The sequence below is a fragment of the Paenibacillus sp. sg306046 genome (genome assembly GCF_059821225.1).
Map to the genome: position 1 here is coordinate 240,203 of NZ_JCAMRT010000006.1, position 16,267 is coordinate 256,469.

13 protein-coding genes are annotated in these 16,267 nt (G+C 56.3%); 9 read left to right on the top strand and 4 right to left on the bottom strand.

The window, feature by feature from the left end; all coding sequences use genetic code 11:
• Positions 1 to 546 precede the first annotated feature (546 nt).
• The 8 genes from AC6ROY_RS08820 to gyrA all read left to right on the top strand — a co-directional run bounded on the left by AC6ROY_RS08820 (position 547) and on the right by gyrA (position 12,427).
• Positions 547 to 2,433, top strand: a complete 1,887-nt coding sequence (locus AC6ROY_RS08820; protein ID WP_500099856.1) for an ABC transporter ATP-binding protein — start codon at positions 547 to 549, stop codon at positions 2,431 to 2,433.
• Positions 2,430 to 4,280 (top strand): ABC transporter ATP-binding protein, encoded by a 1,851-nt coding sequence (locus AC6ROY_RS08825; protein WP_500099857.1) that lies wholly within the window; start codon positions 2,430 to 2,432, stop codon positions 4,278 to 4,280. The genes AC6ROY_RS08820 and AC6ROY_RS08825 overlap by 4 nt, the downstream gene beginning before the upstream one ends.
• Before the next feature lie 7 nt (positions 4,281 to 4,287).
• The gene (locus AC6ROY_RS08830) at positions 4,288 to 4,797 is read left to right on the top strand and encodes an RpnC/YadD family protein (RefSeq protein ID WP_500099858.1); all 510 of its coding nucleotides are present in this window, start codon (positions 4,288 to 4,290) and stop codon (positions 4,795 to 4,797) included.
• A 173-nt stretch (positions 4,798 to 4,970) separates the two neighbouring features.
• The gene (locus tag AC6ROY_RS08835; protein ID WP_500099859.1) at positions 4,971 to 5,942 is read left to right on the top strand and encodes a GDSL-type esterase/lipase family protein; all 972 of its coding nucleotides are present in this window, start codon (positions 4,971 to 4,973) and stop codon (positions 5,940 to 5,942) included.
• A 24-nt stretch (positions 5,943 to 5,966) separates the two neighbouring features.
• Entirely contained in the window at positions 5,967 to 6,944 is a 978-nt protein-coding gene (locus AC6ROY_RS08840; RefSeq protein ID WP_500099860.1) for an ABC transporter ATP-binding protein, read from the top strand.
• Complete coding sequence (locus AC6ROY_RS08845; RefSeq protein WP_500099897.1) at positions 6,937 to 7,929, top strand: ABC transporter permease; 993 nt, start codon at positions 6,937 to 6,939, stop codon at positions 7,927 to 7,929. The genes AC6ROY_RS08840 and AC6ROY_RS08845 overlap by 8 nt, the downstream gene beginning before the upstream one ends.
• A 68-nt stretch (positions 7,930 to 7,997) precedes the next feature.
• On the top strand, positions 7,998 to 9,974 hold the full coding sequence (gene parE, locus AC6ROY_RS08850; protein ID WP_500099861.1) for a DNA topoisomerase IV subunit B: 1,977 nt from the start codon (positions 7,998 to 8,000) through the stop codon (positions 9,972 to 9,974).
• Between the two features lie 14 nt (positions 9,975 to 9,988).
• Complete coding sequence (gene gyrA / locus AC6ROY_RS08855) at positions 9,989 to 12,427, top strand: DNA gyrase subunit A (RefSeq protein ID WP_500099862.1); 2,439 nt, start codon at positions 9,989 to 9,991, stop codon at positions 12,425 to 12,427.
• Here the strand turns inward: gyrA and AC6ROY_RS08860 are convergent, their stop codons facing one another.
• Complete coding sequence (locus AC6ROY_RS08860; protein ID WP_500099863.1) at positions 12,428 to 12,595, bottom strand: hypothetical protein; 168 nt, start codon at positions 12,593 to 12,595, stop codon at positions 12,428 to 12,430.
• Between the two features lie 214 nt (positions 12,596 to 12,809).
• On the opposite strand from AC6ROY_RS08860, the gene AC6ROY_RS08865 reads away from it, so the two are divergent.
• Entirely contained in the window at positions 12,810 to 13,223 is a 414-nt protein-coding gene (locus AC6ROY_RS08865; protein ID WP_500099864.1) for a MarR family winged helix-turn-helix transcriptional regulator, read from the top strand.
• Positions 13,224 to 13,334: 111 nt separating this feature from the next.
• Here the strand turns inward: AC6ROY_RS08865 and AC6ROY_RS08870 are convergent, their stop codons facing one another.
• From AC6ROY_RS08870 to AC6ROY_RS08880, 3 genes are all read right to left on the bottom strand, one after another.
• Entirely contained in the window at positions 13,335 to 14,033 is a 699-nt protein-coding gene (locus AC6ROY_RS08870; RefSeq protein WP_500099865.1) for an RluA family pseudouridine synthase, read from the bottom strand.
• 2 nt (positions 14,034 to 14,035) lie between these two features.
• Complete coding sequence (locus AC6ROY_RS08875) at positions 14,036 to 14,899, bottom strand: class I SAM-dependent methyltransferase (protein ID WP_500099866.1); 864 nt, start codon at positions 14,897 to 14,899, stop codon at positions 14,036 to 14,038.
• A gap of 110 nt (positions 14,900 to 15,009) precedes the next feature.
• Positions 15,010 to 16,125, bottom strand: coding sequence for a peptidylprolyl isomerase (locus tag AC6ROY_RS08880; protein ID WP_500099867.1), 1,116 nt, complete (start codon positions 16,123 to 16,125; stop codon positions 15,010 to 15,012).
• Positions 16,126 to 16,267: the final 142 nt, after the last annotated feature.

The window sequence follows — 16,267 nt, forward strand, 5'->3', positions numbered from 1 at the left end:
TCTCAAAGGCTCGAATCCGTATTATTTGGGCGAAAAAGGTGGGTAGCGCCGCTGAAATCTCAAGATATGGGGCAATACCCGATCTCAGCCATGATTATGCACATAGAGGCTGTTGCCGCTTGTTACCGTTGGTGGTAAACTCCTAACAATAACGGCAAACGTTACGAGTTTTGTCACACTTTCAGCGCTGACCGACGCTTCAAGCGGTCAAATCGAGGAGCTGTGGGGCTTCAACAGCCCAGCGTTTCGTTCACTGAAGCAGAAGCATGGAGCTTTCACCCGGCCATTTGGCACTGAGGCTCTAAGCTGCTCTTTTGCTTTATTGCTTTACCGCTTTAATTCAGTTTTGAAGAATCTTCATCGAAGGCGCTTCGATCCGAAGCTTTTCTTGATATCGGTTTCAAGCGCTGACGAAGCACCAAGCTTCCCAGCCATGTATAGCGGTTACAACCGCGCCATCCAATCAAAAATGAACAGTCACGCAGGATGAACCAGCCCCGGTACTAGCAACAACAGGGCGGGCGTCCGGGAGGAGGAACGGGCAGTATGCATGTATTTAAGCAATTGAGAGAGTATTACTGGTCAGAGCGAAGGTTTTTTGTCATTTCGATGCTTTGCTTGATGACGGCGACTTGCTTAGGGCTCGTGTATCCGAATTTGTTTCGTTATTTGATCGACCAGGTCATTGGCAACGAGCAATATGATGAGGTGCCGCTGCTGGCCGGTGCGGTGCTGGGCGTCATGGCGCTGAAGGCGGTCTTTCAGTTCACTCACGGGGCGTTCAGCGCGAGACTTGGCAATCAAACCGCCTATAATTTGCGCAGGGCGCTGTACAGCAAGCTGCAATTTTTATCATTCCAATATTATGACAAGGCAAGAACGGGCGACCTGATGTCCAGACTGACTGCTGATTTGCAGGCTGTACGCGATTTTGTCGGCTTTGGTTTCGTTCAGATTTTGAACGTCATCATGATGTTTACGTTCGGAATGATGATGATGATGTCGCTGAACTGGCAGCTGGCGCTGATTACGCTGGCCGCAATGCCGTTTCTCGTGTTTACGGCCATCCGGTTCGAAGGGCGTATTCATCCGGCGTTCCGGCTGATCCGCAAATCCATGAGTACGATGACGACTACGGTTCAGGAAAATATTACAGGTGTGCGCACGATCAAGTCATTTGCCCGCGAGCCGCATGAAATCGAGAAATTCGCGGAGCGCAACAATGAATACAAAGATAACAACATCGTCACCTCCGGCATCTGGGCCAAGTTTTTCCCGCTGATGGAGCTGGTCGCCAACCTCAGCATCGTGCTGCTGATCGGGGCAGGAGGCTGGATGGCGATTCAGGGCAGCTTGACGCTCGGCGAGCTGGTCGCCTTCTACAGCTTGGTCGGGTACATTATTCAGCCGATGTGGAATATCGGGTTTCATATTAACAACTTTACGCAATCCAAGGCGGCGGGCGAGCGGCTGCTGGAAATTTTACACCAATATGTGCATGTGAAAAATAAAGAAAATGCTTATGCGCTTGTCCCGCAGCAGGTTCAGGGACATGTCCGTTTCGAAAACGTTACGTTTGCCTACGGGGAATCCCGAAAGCCGGCAATCGCCGACCTTAGTCTGGATGCGCCGGCCGGCTCGGTGATCGGGCTGCTCGGCGGTACCGGCTCCGGCAAATCGACGATTATTCAGCTCCTGTTCCGCGCCTATCAGGCCAAGGAAGGGCGAATTACGCTGGATGGACACGATATCCGCGACGTGACGCTGGAAAGCTTGCGCAGCCAGATGGCGGTCGTATTTCAGGAAACGTTTCTGTTTTCCTCGACGATCCGCAACAATATTGCTTACGGCTCCGGCGATGTGTCACAGGAGCAGATCGAGCATGCGGCCCGCCTGGCCAAGGCGCATGATTTTATTATGGAGCTTCCGCTCGGGTATGACACCGTTGTCGGCGAGCGCGGGCTTGGGCTGTCCGGCGGCCAAAAGCAGCGGATTGCGATTGCCCGCGCGCTGCTGCTGAATCCCAAGATTTTGATCCTCGATGACGCGACAAGCGCGGTCGACATGGAGACGGAGCATGAAATTCAGCAGGGCTTCCGGGAAGTGATGCGTAACCGTACGACCTTTATTATCGCGCACCGGATTTCGTCGCTGAAGCATGCGGATGAAATCGTCGTGCTGGACCAGGGACGTGTCGCGCAGCGTGGCACGCATCAGCAATTGATGCAGGTGTCCGGTCCATATTTGGATACATACAACATTCAATTTTCAGATCGTCCGGCATTGGCGCTTGATTCGGAGCCTGCTGCGATCGGGGCGGCGCCGCCGAACCGGAAGCACGACGAGCGCAAGGCTGAGCTTGAGGAGCAGCAGGCGTCCCAGGAAGCGGCCGTCTCCAGCTCGTTTACGAAACGGAGGGGACTTGCTACATGAGCACGCCATCACACACAGCTTCCAAGAAGCGGACAGCTGAACCGAATGAGCAGGTCAAGTCGCGGTTTGTGTACCAGGATGACGAAGAGCTGGATAAAGGCTTTGATTGGGTACAGGTAAAACGGGTCGGCAAATATATGAGGCCGTACGCCCGCCAGATGGTGCCGATTATTATGGTGATGATGGTCGTCGGCGCGATCACCAAGCTGCTGAATCCGATGCTGCTGGCGTTTGCCATAGACCACGCGATCAAGGACAAAGACAGCACGCAGCTGCTGATCCTCGTCGCAAGTATGCTCGGCTTGTATGTCGTGCAGTGGCTGGCGAACAATTACCGCATCCGCTACACAAATATGATCGGACAGCGGGTTATTTACGACTTGCGCGACGACTTGTTCAGCCATGTTCAGCAGCTGTCCTTCCGTTTCTTCGACAAACGTCCGGCCGGATCTATTTTGGTGCGGATCACGAATTACGTCAATTCCCTGCAGGATTTGCTGACCAATGGCGTTGTCAACCTGATCATTGACTGTGTGCAGCTGCTCGGGATCATCATCATTTTGCTGGTATACAACTGGAAGCTGGGACTGGCGATTATGATTACCGTACCGATTATGTTTATCGTCTCGACGAAGGTGCGTTTGCGCATTCGCCGGGCTTGGCAGGTCGTACAGGTGAAAACCTCGCGGATTAACGCCCATCTCAATGAGTGCATCCAGGGGATTAAGGTGACTCAGGCTTACACGCAAGAACAAGCCAATATGGCGTTTTTCGAGGAAATGAACAAGGACAACCACCGGGCATGGAACCGCGCGTCCACCCTCAATCAATCCTTTAACCCGATTATCGAGGTGACAGGGGCGGTCGGTTACTTTATTTTGTTTCTGTTCGGCTCGTATCTGGTCATGCAGGGGCAAATTACGGTCGGTATTTTGGTCGCATTTGGCGCGTACATCAGCCAGTTCTGGGAGCCGATCAACCGCCTGGGGCAAATGTATTCGCAGCTGCTGATCGCGATGGCTTCCTCGGAGCGCATTTTTGAATTTATTGATGAGCAGCCGAACGTGGCGGAGCGTCCGAATGCGAGCCAGCTGCCGCCGATTCAGGGCAATATTGCCTTTGACGGCATCGAGTTTGAATATGAGCCTGGGCGGCATGCGCTGAAACGGGTTGATCTGCAGGTGAAAGCCGGATCATCCATTGCATTGGTCGGCCACACAGGCTCGGGCAAAAGCACGATTATCAATCTGCTGTGCCGGTTTTACGATGTAACGGGGGGCAGCATCCGGATCGACGGTCACGATATCCGGGACGTTACCTTGCACAGCTTGCGTTCCCAGATCGGGATCGTGCTGCAGGATACGTTTATTTTCTCCGGTACGATCCGCGATAATATTCGCTTCGGGCGGCTGGATGCGACCGATGAAGAGGTCGAAGCCGCGGCGAAGGCGGTGCGGGCCCATGAGTTTATAGTCAATTTGCCGCTCGGTTATGATACAGAGGTACAGGAACGGGGCAATGTGCTGTCGATGGGACAGCGGCAGCTGCTGTCATTTGCCCGGGCGCTGCTGGCCGACCCGCGCGTGCTCATTCTGGATGAGGCGACGGCCAGCATTGATACGGAGACCGAAGTGAAAATTCAAGAGGCGCTGCAGACACTGCTGGCTGGCCGCACGTCCTTCATCATCGCCCATCGGCTGTCCACGATTCGGCATGCCGAGCAGATCGTTGTGCTCGATCACGGTGAAATCAAGGAGCAGGGCAGCCATGACGAGCTGATTGCGCAAGAGGGCGTCTACTATGGGCTGATTCAAGCCCAGTACCGCTTTTTGAAGGAGACGGGATGACGATATTTTGCGCTTTGAATTTCTCAAGGTCGAGCTGAAGCGGCAGGCGTGGCGACGGTTCACGGATTCGGACAATCCGGTGGCGGCTGCGCTTTTGGCCAAGATGGGCTACAGCAAAAAAGAGGCGCGCGAGGTCCGGATGACCTATTTGCGCATGCTGCTGCGGCTGCGTCCCAAGCTGGACGATGCCCGGCTGGCGCTTGTGATGTCGATCGCTGACATGTATTTTGCGCCGGACAAGGAGCAGGAGGCTGAGCTGCTGCGTGAATTCAGGGAACAATACCCGGAGGAGGGGGAAGAGCTGATGGAACTGATGCCGGTTTGGCAAAAATGGGCTTTTGAAGAAGGCATGGAGCAGGGACTGGAGCAGGGACTGGAGCAGGGGCTAGAGAAAGGACTTGAGAAAGCCGTTCAAAAAATGCTGCAAAAAGGGTTCACGGCGGACGAAGTGGCGGATACACTGGAGCTGCCGGTAGCGAATGTCCGCAAGCTGGCGGCGGATAAGACGCACGAGTAAGCAAGCCCAGCAAAGCCAAGCGCAAGGACATTGCCGTTTCCATCCGGCCATGTCCTTTTTGGCATGCGTTCCGCATGCGGGATTTGTCTGAATTTGCAAATCATCCGGGGAACCGCTACTCTAACGATAGTGCCACTAGCAGAAATTACACAACAGGATGAGGGGGATGAAACATGAGCTCTACACGCTGGATGTGGCGTGCAGTAGGCGCAGGCGTGCTCGCTTCGACGGTGATTTGTGTCGGAGGGTTTGTCTTTGCGGTGAATCAAATTATGTTTCCTGAGGCCGGAGCGGCAGGCTCCGGACTAGCGGCTGCGCCACCCGCCGCTTCCGGCCCGGCGACGGCCGAGCCTGGGGGGACAGCAGCCGCCGGTGCGGATTGGGCAAGCAAAAGTGAAATCCGGATCGTCGCCTGGGGGGACTCGCTGACAGCGGGAACCGGCGACATTACCGGCCAAGGTTATGTGCGCGGCGTGCGGGAGCGGCTGGAGCAGCAGCTCGGGAAGCCGGTATTTGTGCACAACAATCTCGCTGTGCCGGGCTACCGGACAACGGATCTGCTCAAGGATTGGGAGGCGAAGCCGGATGTCGCCGAGGCGATGGCGGAGGCCGATCTGATCCTTCTGACAGCGGGAGGCAATGACTTGTTCCTTGGCGGAGAAGGCTTATTCGGCCAGAGCGGAGGCGCAGCCGATTCGCAGACGGCAAACGGACAGCAGCAGGCCGCCACCGGCCAGCAAGCAGGAGACGGGCAGAGCGAGTCGAAGCCGCAAGCCGGCAGCGGCATCGAATTCGGCGAAGGCTTCAATCCGCAGGCAGCGGCGGACCGCATCCCGGAAGCGGCGAAGCGGCTGGGGGAGCTGTTCGACAAGATCAGCAAAGCGAGCCCGAATGCTCGCATTGTATATGTGGGACTTTATCATCCTTTCCTCGACCTTGATCAGGACCGGGCTGGAGCGCCGATCGTCCAGCGCTGGAATACGACGGCCTTTGAGCTGGCCAGCCGCTACCCGAATATTACGGTAGTGCCTACGTATGATTTGTTTCAGCTGCAGGGGACGAGGTTTCTGTATACCGATCATTTTCATCCAAACCAGCAGGGCTATGAGCGGATTGCAGACCGCATCGCGGCCATTTTGAACTAACAGTGGGAGAGGGGAGCAGGCGGGATGGAGCAAGCGGTCAAAAAAGGCAGAGATGCCGACATCGTGCTGTCCGTAGAAGGCGTGAAAAAAAAGATCGGCAAACGGCTGATCATCAAAGGCATCTCATTTGATGTGCGAGCGGGCGAAATTTTCGGCTTCTTGGGGCCGAACGGCTCCGGCAAGACAACCACGATCCGGATGCTTGTCGGTCTGATTGCGCCGACTGAGGGCAGTATTCATATTTGCGGGTACGATGTGTTCAAGCAGCATGAGGAAGCGCTTCAATATGTCGGTTGTATTGTTGAAAACCCGGAGCTGTACCCGTATTTGACCGGCTGGGAAAACCTGGAGCAATTTGCCCGCATGCTCAAGGGCGTGGACGAGCGCCGCATCCGCGAGGTAGTCGAGATCGTCGGCATGGACGGGCGTATTCATGATCGGGTCAAGACGTATTCGCTGGGGATGCGGCAGCGGCTCGGGATCGCGCAAGCGCTGCTGAACGATCCGAAGCTGCTTATTTTGGACGAGCCGACGAACGGGCTTGACCCGCAGGGAATCAAGGAGCTGCGTGAATTTATCCGCAGACTGTCCGAGACAGGCCTCAGTTTGTTTGTGTCCAGCCATTTGCTGAGCGAAATCCAGCAGCTGTGTGATCGCGTAGCCATCATTAGCCGCGGCGAGGTCATCCAGGTCGGCGAGGTGGATTCGCTGGTGGATGATAAGCAGGCGACGATTGTGTGGACGGTTAGTCCGCCCGAGACCGCGCTGCGTGTGCTGCAGGCATCGCCGCTCGTTCAGGGGCAAGGCATGTCGGTTGACGATGGCCCGGACGGAGCGGCAGGGCCGATGGCCCGGATCGTCACGCAAGCGCCCGATGAGGCGGTTCCGCTGCTGTCCAGGCAGCTGATCGAAGCCGGGGTGGAGCTGCACGGCATTGAGCGGAAAAATCCGACGCTTGAGGACTTATTTTTGCTGCTGACGGAGGGTGAGCGAATTGGCTAGCCTGTACAATCTGGTGATGAATGAAAGCATCAAGATGGTGAAGAAAAAACGGCTGCTGGTCGTACTGCTTATCTTGGCCGCGATTATTCCGATGTTTACTTACGCGCAGCTGAAGGTTGCGCAAAATACGCTCAAGCAGTTTGGCACAACGGACTGGAAGGTCGAGCAGCGGCAAAAAATTACCGACTTCACACGCAGACTGGCAAGCGCGAGAATGCCGGAGGAATGGAAGCAGCGCGTTCAGGTAGAAATCAAGATCGCCCAATATTATTTGGATAAAGATGTGAATCCCGCTTCGCCGAACGGGGTAACCTTTACGGTACAATTTGTCGAAAATGCAGTCGGCTTGTTTATTCCGCTGATGGTTATGGTCATCGCGGCCGATATTGTGTCGGGCGAGCATACGGGAGGCACAATCAAGCTGTTGCTGACCCGGCCTGTATCAAGGCGAAAGGTGCTGCTGAGCAAGCTGATTACACTGGTGCTGTTTACCTCATTTGTCGTCGTGGCGACAGCGCTGCTCAGCTACCTGATATCCGGCCTGTTTTTCGGGTACGGGGGATGGGATTTGCCGCGGCTGCTCGGTTTTGCCGTGACCGGCACGGAAGTCGATTTCTCGCGGGTACATGTGGTGGACCAATGGTTCTACTTGCTGCTGGAGCTGGGACTTGTATGGGCTGCGGCCATCTCGGTTGCGTTAATGACGCTGATGGTATCGGTACTCGTCCGCTCGACGGCGGCGGGGATGGGCATTATGCTTGCCGTGCTCATTTCTGGAACAATCCTGACCAATATGGTCTCCGCATGGGAGACGGCCAAATATTTTTTTATGGTCAATCTGGACCTGACCAACTACTTAAGCGGGGGGCTTCCGCCGATCAAAGGGATGGATTTACCGTTTTCATTGGCGGTTCTGAGCATCTGGGTGGGGCTGTCCGTGATCGTATCGTTTGCAGTATTCACGAAAAAAGATGTATTGAACTAATCCGTTCGAATGATATAATGCAACATAGTTGAATGATTGGTGACTTAACAGGTTTTAGGAGGCTTTCGATGACGGATCAACTCGATTTGGCGGAACAACTCGCGACGGCGGCGTCGGCCGACTACGGCGCAGATGATATTCAGGTGCTGGAAGGGCTTGTCGCTGTGCGCAAGCGGCCGGGCATGTATATCGGCAGCACCAGCTCGTCGGGCTTGCATCATCTCGTCTGGGAAATTGTCGATAATGCAGTGGATGAGCATTTGGCCAAATTCTGCACGCAAATTGATGTAACGCTCCATAAGGATCAATCCATCACTGTACAGGACAATGGGCGCGGCATCCCGACAGGCATGCACAAAACGGGCATCCCGACACCGCAGGTCGTATTTACGATGCTGCATGCCGGGGGGAAATTCGGAGGCGGGGGGTACAAGAAGTCCGGGGGCCTGCATGGCGTCGGCGCTTCCGTGACCAATGCGCTGTCGGAATGGCTTGAGGTTGAAATTTACCGCGAGGGCAAAATTCATCGCCAGCGGTTTGAATATTGGGTGGACGAAGCAGGCAAGGAGCATGTCGGGGAGCCGGTTACCGGGCTAGAGCTGCTCGGAAATACGCGCAAAACCGGCAGTAAAATTACGTTCAAGCCGGATAAGCGTGTCTTTCAGGGCGGCACCTCGCTGAATTACGATACACTCGCCGAACGGCTGCAGGAGATCGCTTTCCTGAATTCCGGGTTAAAGGTAACCTTGACCGATCAGCGCAGCGATAAGGCGGACGTGTTCCAGTACGAGGGCGGCGCGAGCCAGTTCGTCGAGTTTCTGAACGAAGAGAAGAGCGTGCTGCACGAGGTCATTCATTTCGCGGCCGACAAGGATGACATCGAGGTGGAAATTGCGCTGCAATACAATGACGGATATACGGAGACGATCGTATCGTTCGTCAACTCGATCCCGACCCGCGGCGGCGGCACGCACGAAACCGGCTTCAAGACCGCGTATACGCGCGTCATGAACGAATACGCCCGGAAGACGGCGCTGCTCAAGGAGAAGGAAAAAAATCTCGACGGCCAGGATCTCCGCGAAGGCTTGATGGCCGTTATCAATATCAAGATGGGCGAGGTTGAATTTGTCGGCCAGACGAAGGATCAGCTCGGCAGCGCTTCGGCGCGCAGCGTGGTGGATTCCATCGTCGCCGACAAGATGGCTGTGTTTCTGGAGGAAAATCCGCAGACGGCGCAGCTTGTGATGAAGAAGGCGATTCAATCGGCCAAGGCGCGCGAGGCGGCCCGCAAGGCGCGGGAGGAAATCCGCAGCGGCAAAAAGGGCAAAAGCGAAAGCTCGAACCTGAACGGCAAGCTGACGCCAGCGCAATCGAAGGATGCGAGCCGCAACGAGCTGTTTATCGTGGAGGGCGACTCGGCAGGCGGTTCGGCCAAGCAGGGCCGGGATTCACGTCATCAGGCCATTTTGCCGCTCAAGGGCAAGCCGATGAACCCGGAGAAGGCGAAGCTGCTCGACATTATGAAAAACGACGAGTACAAGGCGATTATTTCGGCTATTGGGGCTGGCGTCGGGCCGGAGTTTGAATCAGCGGAGTCCAACTATGCCAAAATTATCATTATGACCGACGCCGATACGGACGGTGCGCACATTCAGGTGCTGCTGCTGACCTTCTTCTACCGCTATATGAAGCCGCTGATTGATGCAGGCCATATTTACATCGCTCAGCCGCCGTTGTACAAGGTGACGAAGAAGGCGGGCAAAGCCAGCTCGGTGCATTACGCATGGACGGACGAGCAGCTGCAGCAGCTGACCAAGAAGCTCGGGAAAAATGTAGAGCTGCAGCGCTACAAGGGGCTTGGCGAGATGAACCCGGACCAGCTGTGGGAAACGACGATGGACCCGGCGACACGTACGCTGCTGCAGGTGCAGATTGAAGATGCGGCCAAGGCGGAGCGGCGCGTCTCGACGTTGATGGGCGATAAGGTCGATCCGCGCAAGCGCTGGATTATCGAGAACGTTGACTTCACCGAATATGAAGAATAAGCGGGGGGCAGCAAGTGACTATACTTGAGAATTTTTTGCCGGCCTTTCTGGAAGAGGTTGTAGGCGACCGGTTCGGCCGGTATTCCAAATACATTATTCAGGACCGTGCCATTCCCGATGTGCGTGACGGGCTGAAGCCGGTGCAGCGGCGTATTTTGTACGCGATGTACGATGCGGGCAATACGCCGGACAAGCCGTACCGCAAGTCGGCGAAAACCGTCGGCGACGTGATGGGCAACTACCATCCGCACGGCGATTCCTCCATCTATGAAGGCATGGTGCGGATGGCCCAGCCTTGGAAAATGGGACATGTGCTGGTGGATGGCCACGGCAACTGGGGCTCCATGGACGATGACCCGGCGGCGGCTATGCGTTACACGGAGGCCCGCTTGTCCGAAATTGCGCTGGAGCTGCTGCGTGATATCGAGAAGCGAACGGTGCAGTTCAAGGACAACTTCGACAATACGACGAAGGAGCCGGTCGTGCTGCCGGCGCGGTTTCCGAATTTGCTGGTCAACGGCGTCAGCGGTATTTCGTCCGGCTTTGCCACGGAAATTCCGCCGCATAATTTGCGTGAGGTGATTGATGCCTGCATCGCGTTGATCGACCGTCCCGGCAGCAGCCTGGAGGATATGATGACGGTCGTTCAAGGGCCGGACTTTCCGACGGGCGGCATTATTATGGGCTCCGAAGGCATCCGGGAGGCTTACCGGACCGGGCGGGGCCGCATCTATTTGCGCTCGCGCACAGCAATCGAAGATATGCGGGGCGGACGGCAGCAGATCGTCATCACCGAAATTCCGTACCAGGTGGTCAAATCCCGGCTTGTTACCGCGATGGAAAACATCCGGCTGGAAAAAAAGATCGAAGGCATCGCCGAGGTGCGCGATGAGAGCGGCCGACAAGGGCTGCGCATCGTCGTCGAGCTGAAAAAGGAAGCGGACGCCCAGGGCGTGCTTGCTTATTTGCTCAAGAAGACGGACCTGCAGGTTACGTACAACTTCAATATGGTCGCGATTGTCAACAAGACGCCCAAGCAGCTGGGACTGCTGGAGATGCTGCAAGCGTATATCGACCATCAGAAGGAAGTCGTCACGTTCCGATCGCGGTATGAGCTGGACAAGGCTCAGGACCGGGCGCATGTGCTGGAAGGCCTGGTCAAGGCGCTGAACATTTTGGACGAGGTAATCGCGGCAATCAAGGCTTCGAAAAATCGTCAGGATGCCCAAAACAATCTGGTTGCCCGCTTCGGTTTTACCGAGCGACAGGCGGACGCGATTTTGACGCTGCAGCTGTATCGGCTGACAAACCTAGAAATTCATGCGCTGGAGAAGGATCTCAAGGATATCCAGAAGACGATCGCTTACTTGCAGGGCATTCTCGGCAGTGAGAAAAAGCTGCTTGCGGTCATCAAGGACGAGCTGGGGCAAATTCGCGACAAATATGCAATCGCGCGGCGTTCCGGTATCCAGGACGAGGTCGAGGAGCTGAAGGTGAATCTTCAGGTGATGGTCACCGCCGAGGATGTGTTTGTCACGTTATCGAATGAAGGCTACATCAAGCGGACAGGTAAGCTGTCCTTCATTCGTTCGGGCGGGGAAATCGACAAAACCGGCCTGAAGGAAGGCGATTACCTGCGTCAGCTGCTGGATGTGAACACGCTCGACAATTTGCTTATTTTCACGCAAAAGGGCCAATATTTCCTGCTGCCGGTCCATCAGGTGCCGGAGTACAAGTGGAAGGAAAACGGGACGGCGATCGTCAACATTATTCCGCTGGCGAAGGATGACCGGATCGTCCAGGTCATTCCGCTGCGCGACTTTGAAGGGGCGGGGCAATCCTTGCTGTTTGTCACCCGCAAAGGTCAAGTGAAGCGGACCGAGCTGAAGGAATATGCAAAAGCCCGCTCCGGCGGCATCGTCGCCTGCAAGGTCGGCGATCAGGATGCGCTGCTGCAGGTGCTGCTCAGCACAGGACAGGCGGATCTGCTGCTGGTCACGAAGCAGGCGATGGCGATTCGCTTCAAGGAGGATGAGGTCAACCCGATGGGCCGGTCTGCGGCCGGTGTCCGGGGGATGGCGCTCAAGGACGATGATGAGGTCGTTGCAGCCGAGCTGATCGAGGGCTATGAGGGCGAAGTTGTCGTCGTGACCGATCTCGGCTATGCGAAGCGCTCGCTTGTGGCGGATTACCAGCTGCAGGGCCGCGGCGGCAAAGGGATTATTTCGTTTGAGTTTAAGGAAGGCAAGGGCGTGCGGCCAAACGGCGCGGTGCTGCGCGGCGCGTTTACCGTCAAGGAGCCGTTTGATGTGACGGTTGTGTTGGCTGGCGGTGAAAAAGCAACGTTCTCAACGGAGCTGGCGCCGCTTGAAGACCGCCGCTCGAAGGGCAAAGCGCTCGTTGCGGCGGCTAGCAAAACAAACCTGGTCGCCGACGTGCTGAAGCTGACCTAATCAATCATAGCTGCTGTAGGACGGCTCCTGCCGTTCCAGCACCTCCAGCATGAGCTCCAATACGGCCCACACCGGCATCGCGTCATCAAGACGCTCCAGCCAGTGTGGGTCTTTAATAATGCCCTTTTTCAGCGCAGCTTCCCCGATTTTTTGCTTCCAGACGTCCACATGATCCGCTCCTTTTACATGGAATGACAGGCTGCGCTGCCTATTGACAAGCAGCGCCGCCAGGCGAGGTTCTCTGCAGCAGCATATGTTGAAGCCCGTCAAACAGTACCTGATTTTATCGGTTGATGTCTTAAAATATTTAGGGCATTAACCTTTTATTACCGGCTAGGGGATGATATAATCAGGAAGACGTTAGGATGCGGGGAGTGATGGTATGGTAACGCAAGATTTCGCCAAGCTGTGGTGGAAGCTGTCCAAGGACTTGCGCACGCATATGGAAACGGAGCTGGCACCAGGGCTGACGGAAGGTCAGCTGACGGTGCTTGAGCTGCTGATGGTGGCAGGCTCGCCGAGAATGAAGCCGTCGGATTTCATTGAATTTTTGACGACGACGCCTGCGGCGATTACGACTTTACTGGACCGAATGGAGAAAAATGGACTGATCGTACGGGAACGGGACGCGAAGGATCGGCGAATCGTCTGGGTGGTGGTGACGGAGCGGGGCAAGTCGGAGTATGCGCGCGGGTTGAATGTCCGCGAGCAGTTTCTGCAGCAGTATTTGGGGCGTATTTCGGCGCATAACCAGCAGCTGCTTGTTTATTTGCTCGGCAAGGTAGCCAATGCCTGAGGCAGACGGGAGCCGCAAGCCCCCAGTATGCGCTATATGACGACAACAACAGCAAACAGCCTGCGGCCCGAAATCGGGCTCGCAGGCTGTTTGCTGTTGCAACGATCACGTTTATGAGGTTTGGCGGTCCCAGAGCAGCCAAGGATACGCGTTCGGCGGCTCCGACCGGAAGCGCAGTGTTTCCTTGCTGACCGGATGCTCGAAGCTGAGCGCTACGGACCACAGCGCAATTTGCTGACCGGGCACGGCGGTTGCTCCGCCGTAGCGCTGGTCGCCGACAAGCGGGCAGCCGATGGCGGCAAACTGGACGCGAATCTGGTGCGGCCGTCCCGTATGCAGCTCGATGTCGACCAGCGACAGTCCTTCCTGTGAGGAAAGCACCCGGTAGTCGAGAATGGCTTCCTTGGCTCCGGGCACATCGGCCTTCACGACAGCAACTGTATTCGTGCGGCTGTCCTTCAGCAGGTGATGGCGCAGCGTATCGGCGGCGGATGACGGCTTCCCGTGGACGACCGCCTGGTACTGCTTGCGGATCGAGCGCGTGCGGACCGCATCCGACAGCCGAGACGCGGCCTTGGACGTTTTGGCAAATACCATCACGCCGCCGACCGGGCGGTCAAGCCGGTGAACGAGGCCTAGAAATACGTTGCCCGGCTTGCCATGGCGCTCCTTGAGATCGGCCTTGATCAGCGTCAGCAGGTCGGGATCACGCGAGTCGTCCTCCTGCGTCGGCACATTCGGCGGCTTGACGACAACGATGATATGATTGTCCTCGTACAGAACCGGAATGGAGCTTGTGCCTCCGGACATCGTTAGGCCTCCCAGCGGCCGAGTATGCCGCACGGCAGCGACAGGCCGGACTGAGTAATCGGCAAACCGATTTCCCCGCAAGTGATCGTCCCGCCGTGTGTGCGCCCAAGCGACAGCGACAGGACGTTGTGCAGCACGGTGGACGAGATGCCGGTTGTGTACGAGTTGATCAGCATAAACAACGGATGATCTGTCATAATGCTCATGCACGTCTCGACGAACGGATACAGATTCGTTTCCAGCTTCCAGGTCTCGCCGTTTGGCCCGCGTCCGTAGGATGGCGGGTCCATAATAATCGCATCGTATCTGGTGCCTCGGCGCTGCTCGCGCTGAACGAACTTGAACACATCATCCGTCATAAAACGGACAGGGCGGCTGCCGAGACCGGACAGCTGCAAGTTTTCCTTCGCCCAGTTCACGACACCCTTGGAGGCGTCGACATGACATACCTCGGCACCTGCATAGGCGCAAGCAACGGAAGCGCCTCCCGTATAGGCAAACAGATTCAGCACGCGGATCGGCCTGCCCGCCTGGCTGATCTTGTCCATCATCCAGGCCCAGTTGACCGCTTGCTCCGGAAACAGGCCGGTATGCTTGAAGCTGGTCGGCTTGATATGGAACGACAGGTCGCGGTAGCGGATTGTCCAGCGCTCCGGCAGCTGCTTCTTGTATTCCCACTGTCCGCCGCCGCTGGAGCTGCGGTGGTAATGCGCGTCAGCCTGTCGCCAGACCGTCGGGTTGCCGTTGATCGGCCAAATAATTTGCGGGTCCGGGCGGCGCAGCACAAGTTCGCCCCAGCGTTCCAGCTTGTCGCCGTCCCCGGTATCGAGCAATTCGTAATCCTTCCAGTCGGTTGCTTGAAACATAAGTCAGTCCATCCTTTTGCGTTCTTATTCATGCGCAGCCAGCCGGATCGGGCCGGAAGGGCCGAAATCCGGCTGTAGTCATTCTATCTATTTTACCTGAAATTTGGCGCTCAATCCAGATCAATCTTCTCGATCAGACCAGGCAGCTCCTCGGAGACAAACGTATGGTACTCGTCGGCCATCCCGTCCTGCTGCAGCAGCTCCTTTTCCTGTTCGAAGCTGACAATACCGCGGGATTCGACGCGAATAATATGGTAACCGAATTCCGTCTCCACCGGCTCCGAGATGTCATTGAGCTTCAGTTCCATCGTCGCTTTTTTGAAAGGCTCCACCCAATCGTTCACCCGGGCATCCTTGTACAAACCACCGGTTTGGCTGGAGCCGGGATCATCCGTTTCCTCTGCAGCCAGCTTGGCGAAATCCTCGCCTTTGCGCAGCTTGTCAACGAGCAGGTCCGCTTTCGCTTTGGCCTCCGCCTTCGTGCGCGGCTCGCCGGCCGCATCCCCAAAACCGATTAATATATGACGAACGGATGCGACGTGCAGATCGCCCGCGGCAAGCTTCTGATCATAAGCAGCCTGCAGCTTCGCCTCGGATATGGACGCCTCCAATCCCTTGCGCGCGAAGACGAGCTGTTCGATAAATGCCCGAACATCCTGATCGCTGAGTCCCAGCTCCTGCAGCTTGTCGGGACTCACGCCTTCCTGAATCAGCATCTCATATTCGTGCTGGGCGGCTGTGGCGGCGGCGGCTTTGCCGGCATCGTCCAGCCGCGCCCCGAGCAGGCGGTATGCGATCATTTCCGTCAGTACATTTTTCTGATATTCCAGGTCTTCAGTCGGCAGCTCGCCGCCATAGCTGAAAATATGTTCCAGGGCGATTCGCTTCTGCAGCTCCTGCATCGTGATTTGCCCGCCCTTGTAGGCTGCTACGGGGTGACCCGGCTCAACCCGCTTGCCTACCCAGATCGTCCCGGTGTCGTTGTCGAAAGCAACCTCCTTGCCAAGCGCCTCGCTGACGAAGCGCAGCGGCACGTACGTCGTCCCGTTATAAATAAAGCCGGCTCCGCCCTGATCGGCGGTCGGAGTTTTTTCCACGCCGTCGAATTTGAAGGTCAAATTGCGGAAAAACACTTCAATTTGCGTACCGCTTGCATAAGCGACGCTGCCTGTGAGCATGGCGCCAAGCGATAGGCCGATTACCAGCCCTTTAATTTTATCATTCATCTCCGTCATCCTCTCTGTGGTCAAGCTGTAGTCGGCACATGGAAGGCCCGTACCCCTACATTCCACAAAAAGAGCGGAAATCCTGCCTGAAACGGCGTATTCCAACCGCGTGTAGCAGACCTTCGCAATTTTCAATAAGTTT

What these genes read in the sequence shown, in the direction of transcription:
- AC6ROY_RS08820 (WP_500099856.1), top strand. Translation starts at nt 547, where the DNA reads ATGCATGTATTTAAGCAATTGAGAGAGTATTACTGGTCAGAGCGAAGG.
- AC6ROY_RS08825 (WP_500099857.1), top strand. Translation starts at nt 2,430, where the DNA reads ATGAGCACGCCATCACACACAGCTTCCAAGAAGCGGACAGCTGAACCG.
- AC6ROY_RS08835 (WP_500099859.1), top strand. Translation starts at nt 4,971, where the DNA reads ATGAGCTCTACACGCTGGATGTGGCGTGCAGTAGGCGCAGGCGTGCTC.
- AC6ROY_RS08840 (WP_500099860.1), top strand. Translation starts at nt 5,967, where the DNA reads ATGGAGCAAGCGGTCAAAAAAGGCAGAGATGCCGACATCGTGCTGTCC.
- parE (WP_500099861.1), top strand. Translation starts at nt 7,998, where the DNA reads ATGACGGATCAACTCGATTTGGCGGAACAACTCGCGACGGCGGCGTCG.
- AC6ROY_RS08865 (WP_500099864.1), top strand. Translation starts at nt 12,810, where the DNA reads ATGGTAACGCAAGATTTCGCCAAGCTGTGGTGGAAGCTGTCCAAGGAC.
- AC6ROY_RS08870 (WP_500099865.1), bottom strand. Translation starts at nt 14,033, where the DNA reads ATGTCCGGAGGCACAAGCTCCATTCCGGTTCTGTACGAGGACAATCAT.
- AC6ROY_RS08875 (WP_500099866.1), bottom strand. Translation starts at nt 14,899, where the DNA reads ATGTTTCAAGCAACCGACTGGAAGGATTACGAATTGCTCGATACCGGG.
- AC6ROY_RS08880 (WP_500099867.1), bottom strand. Translation starts at nt 16,125, where the DNA reads ATGAATGATAAAATTAAAGGGCTGGTAATCGGCCTATCGCTTGGCGCC.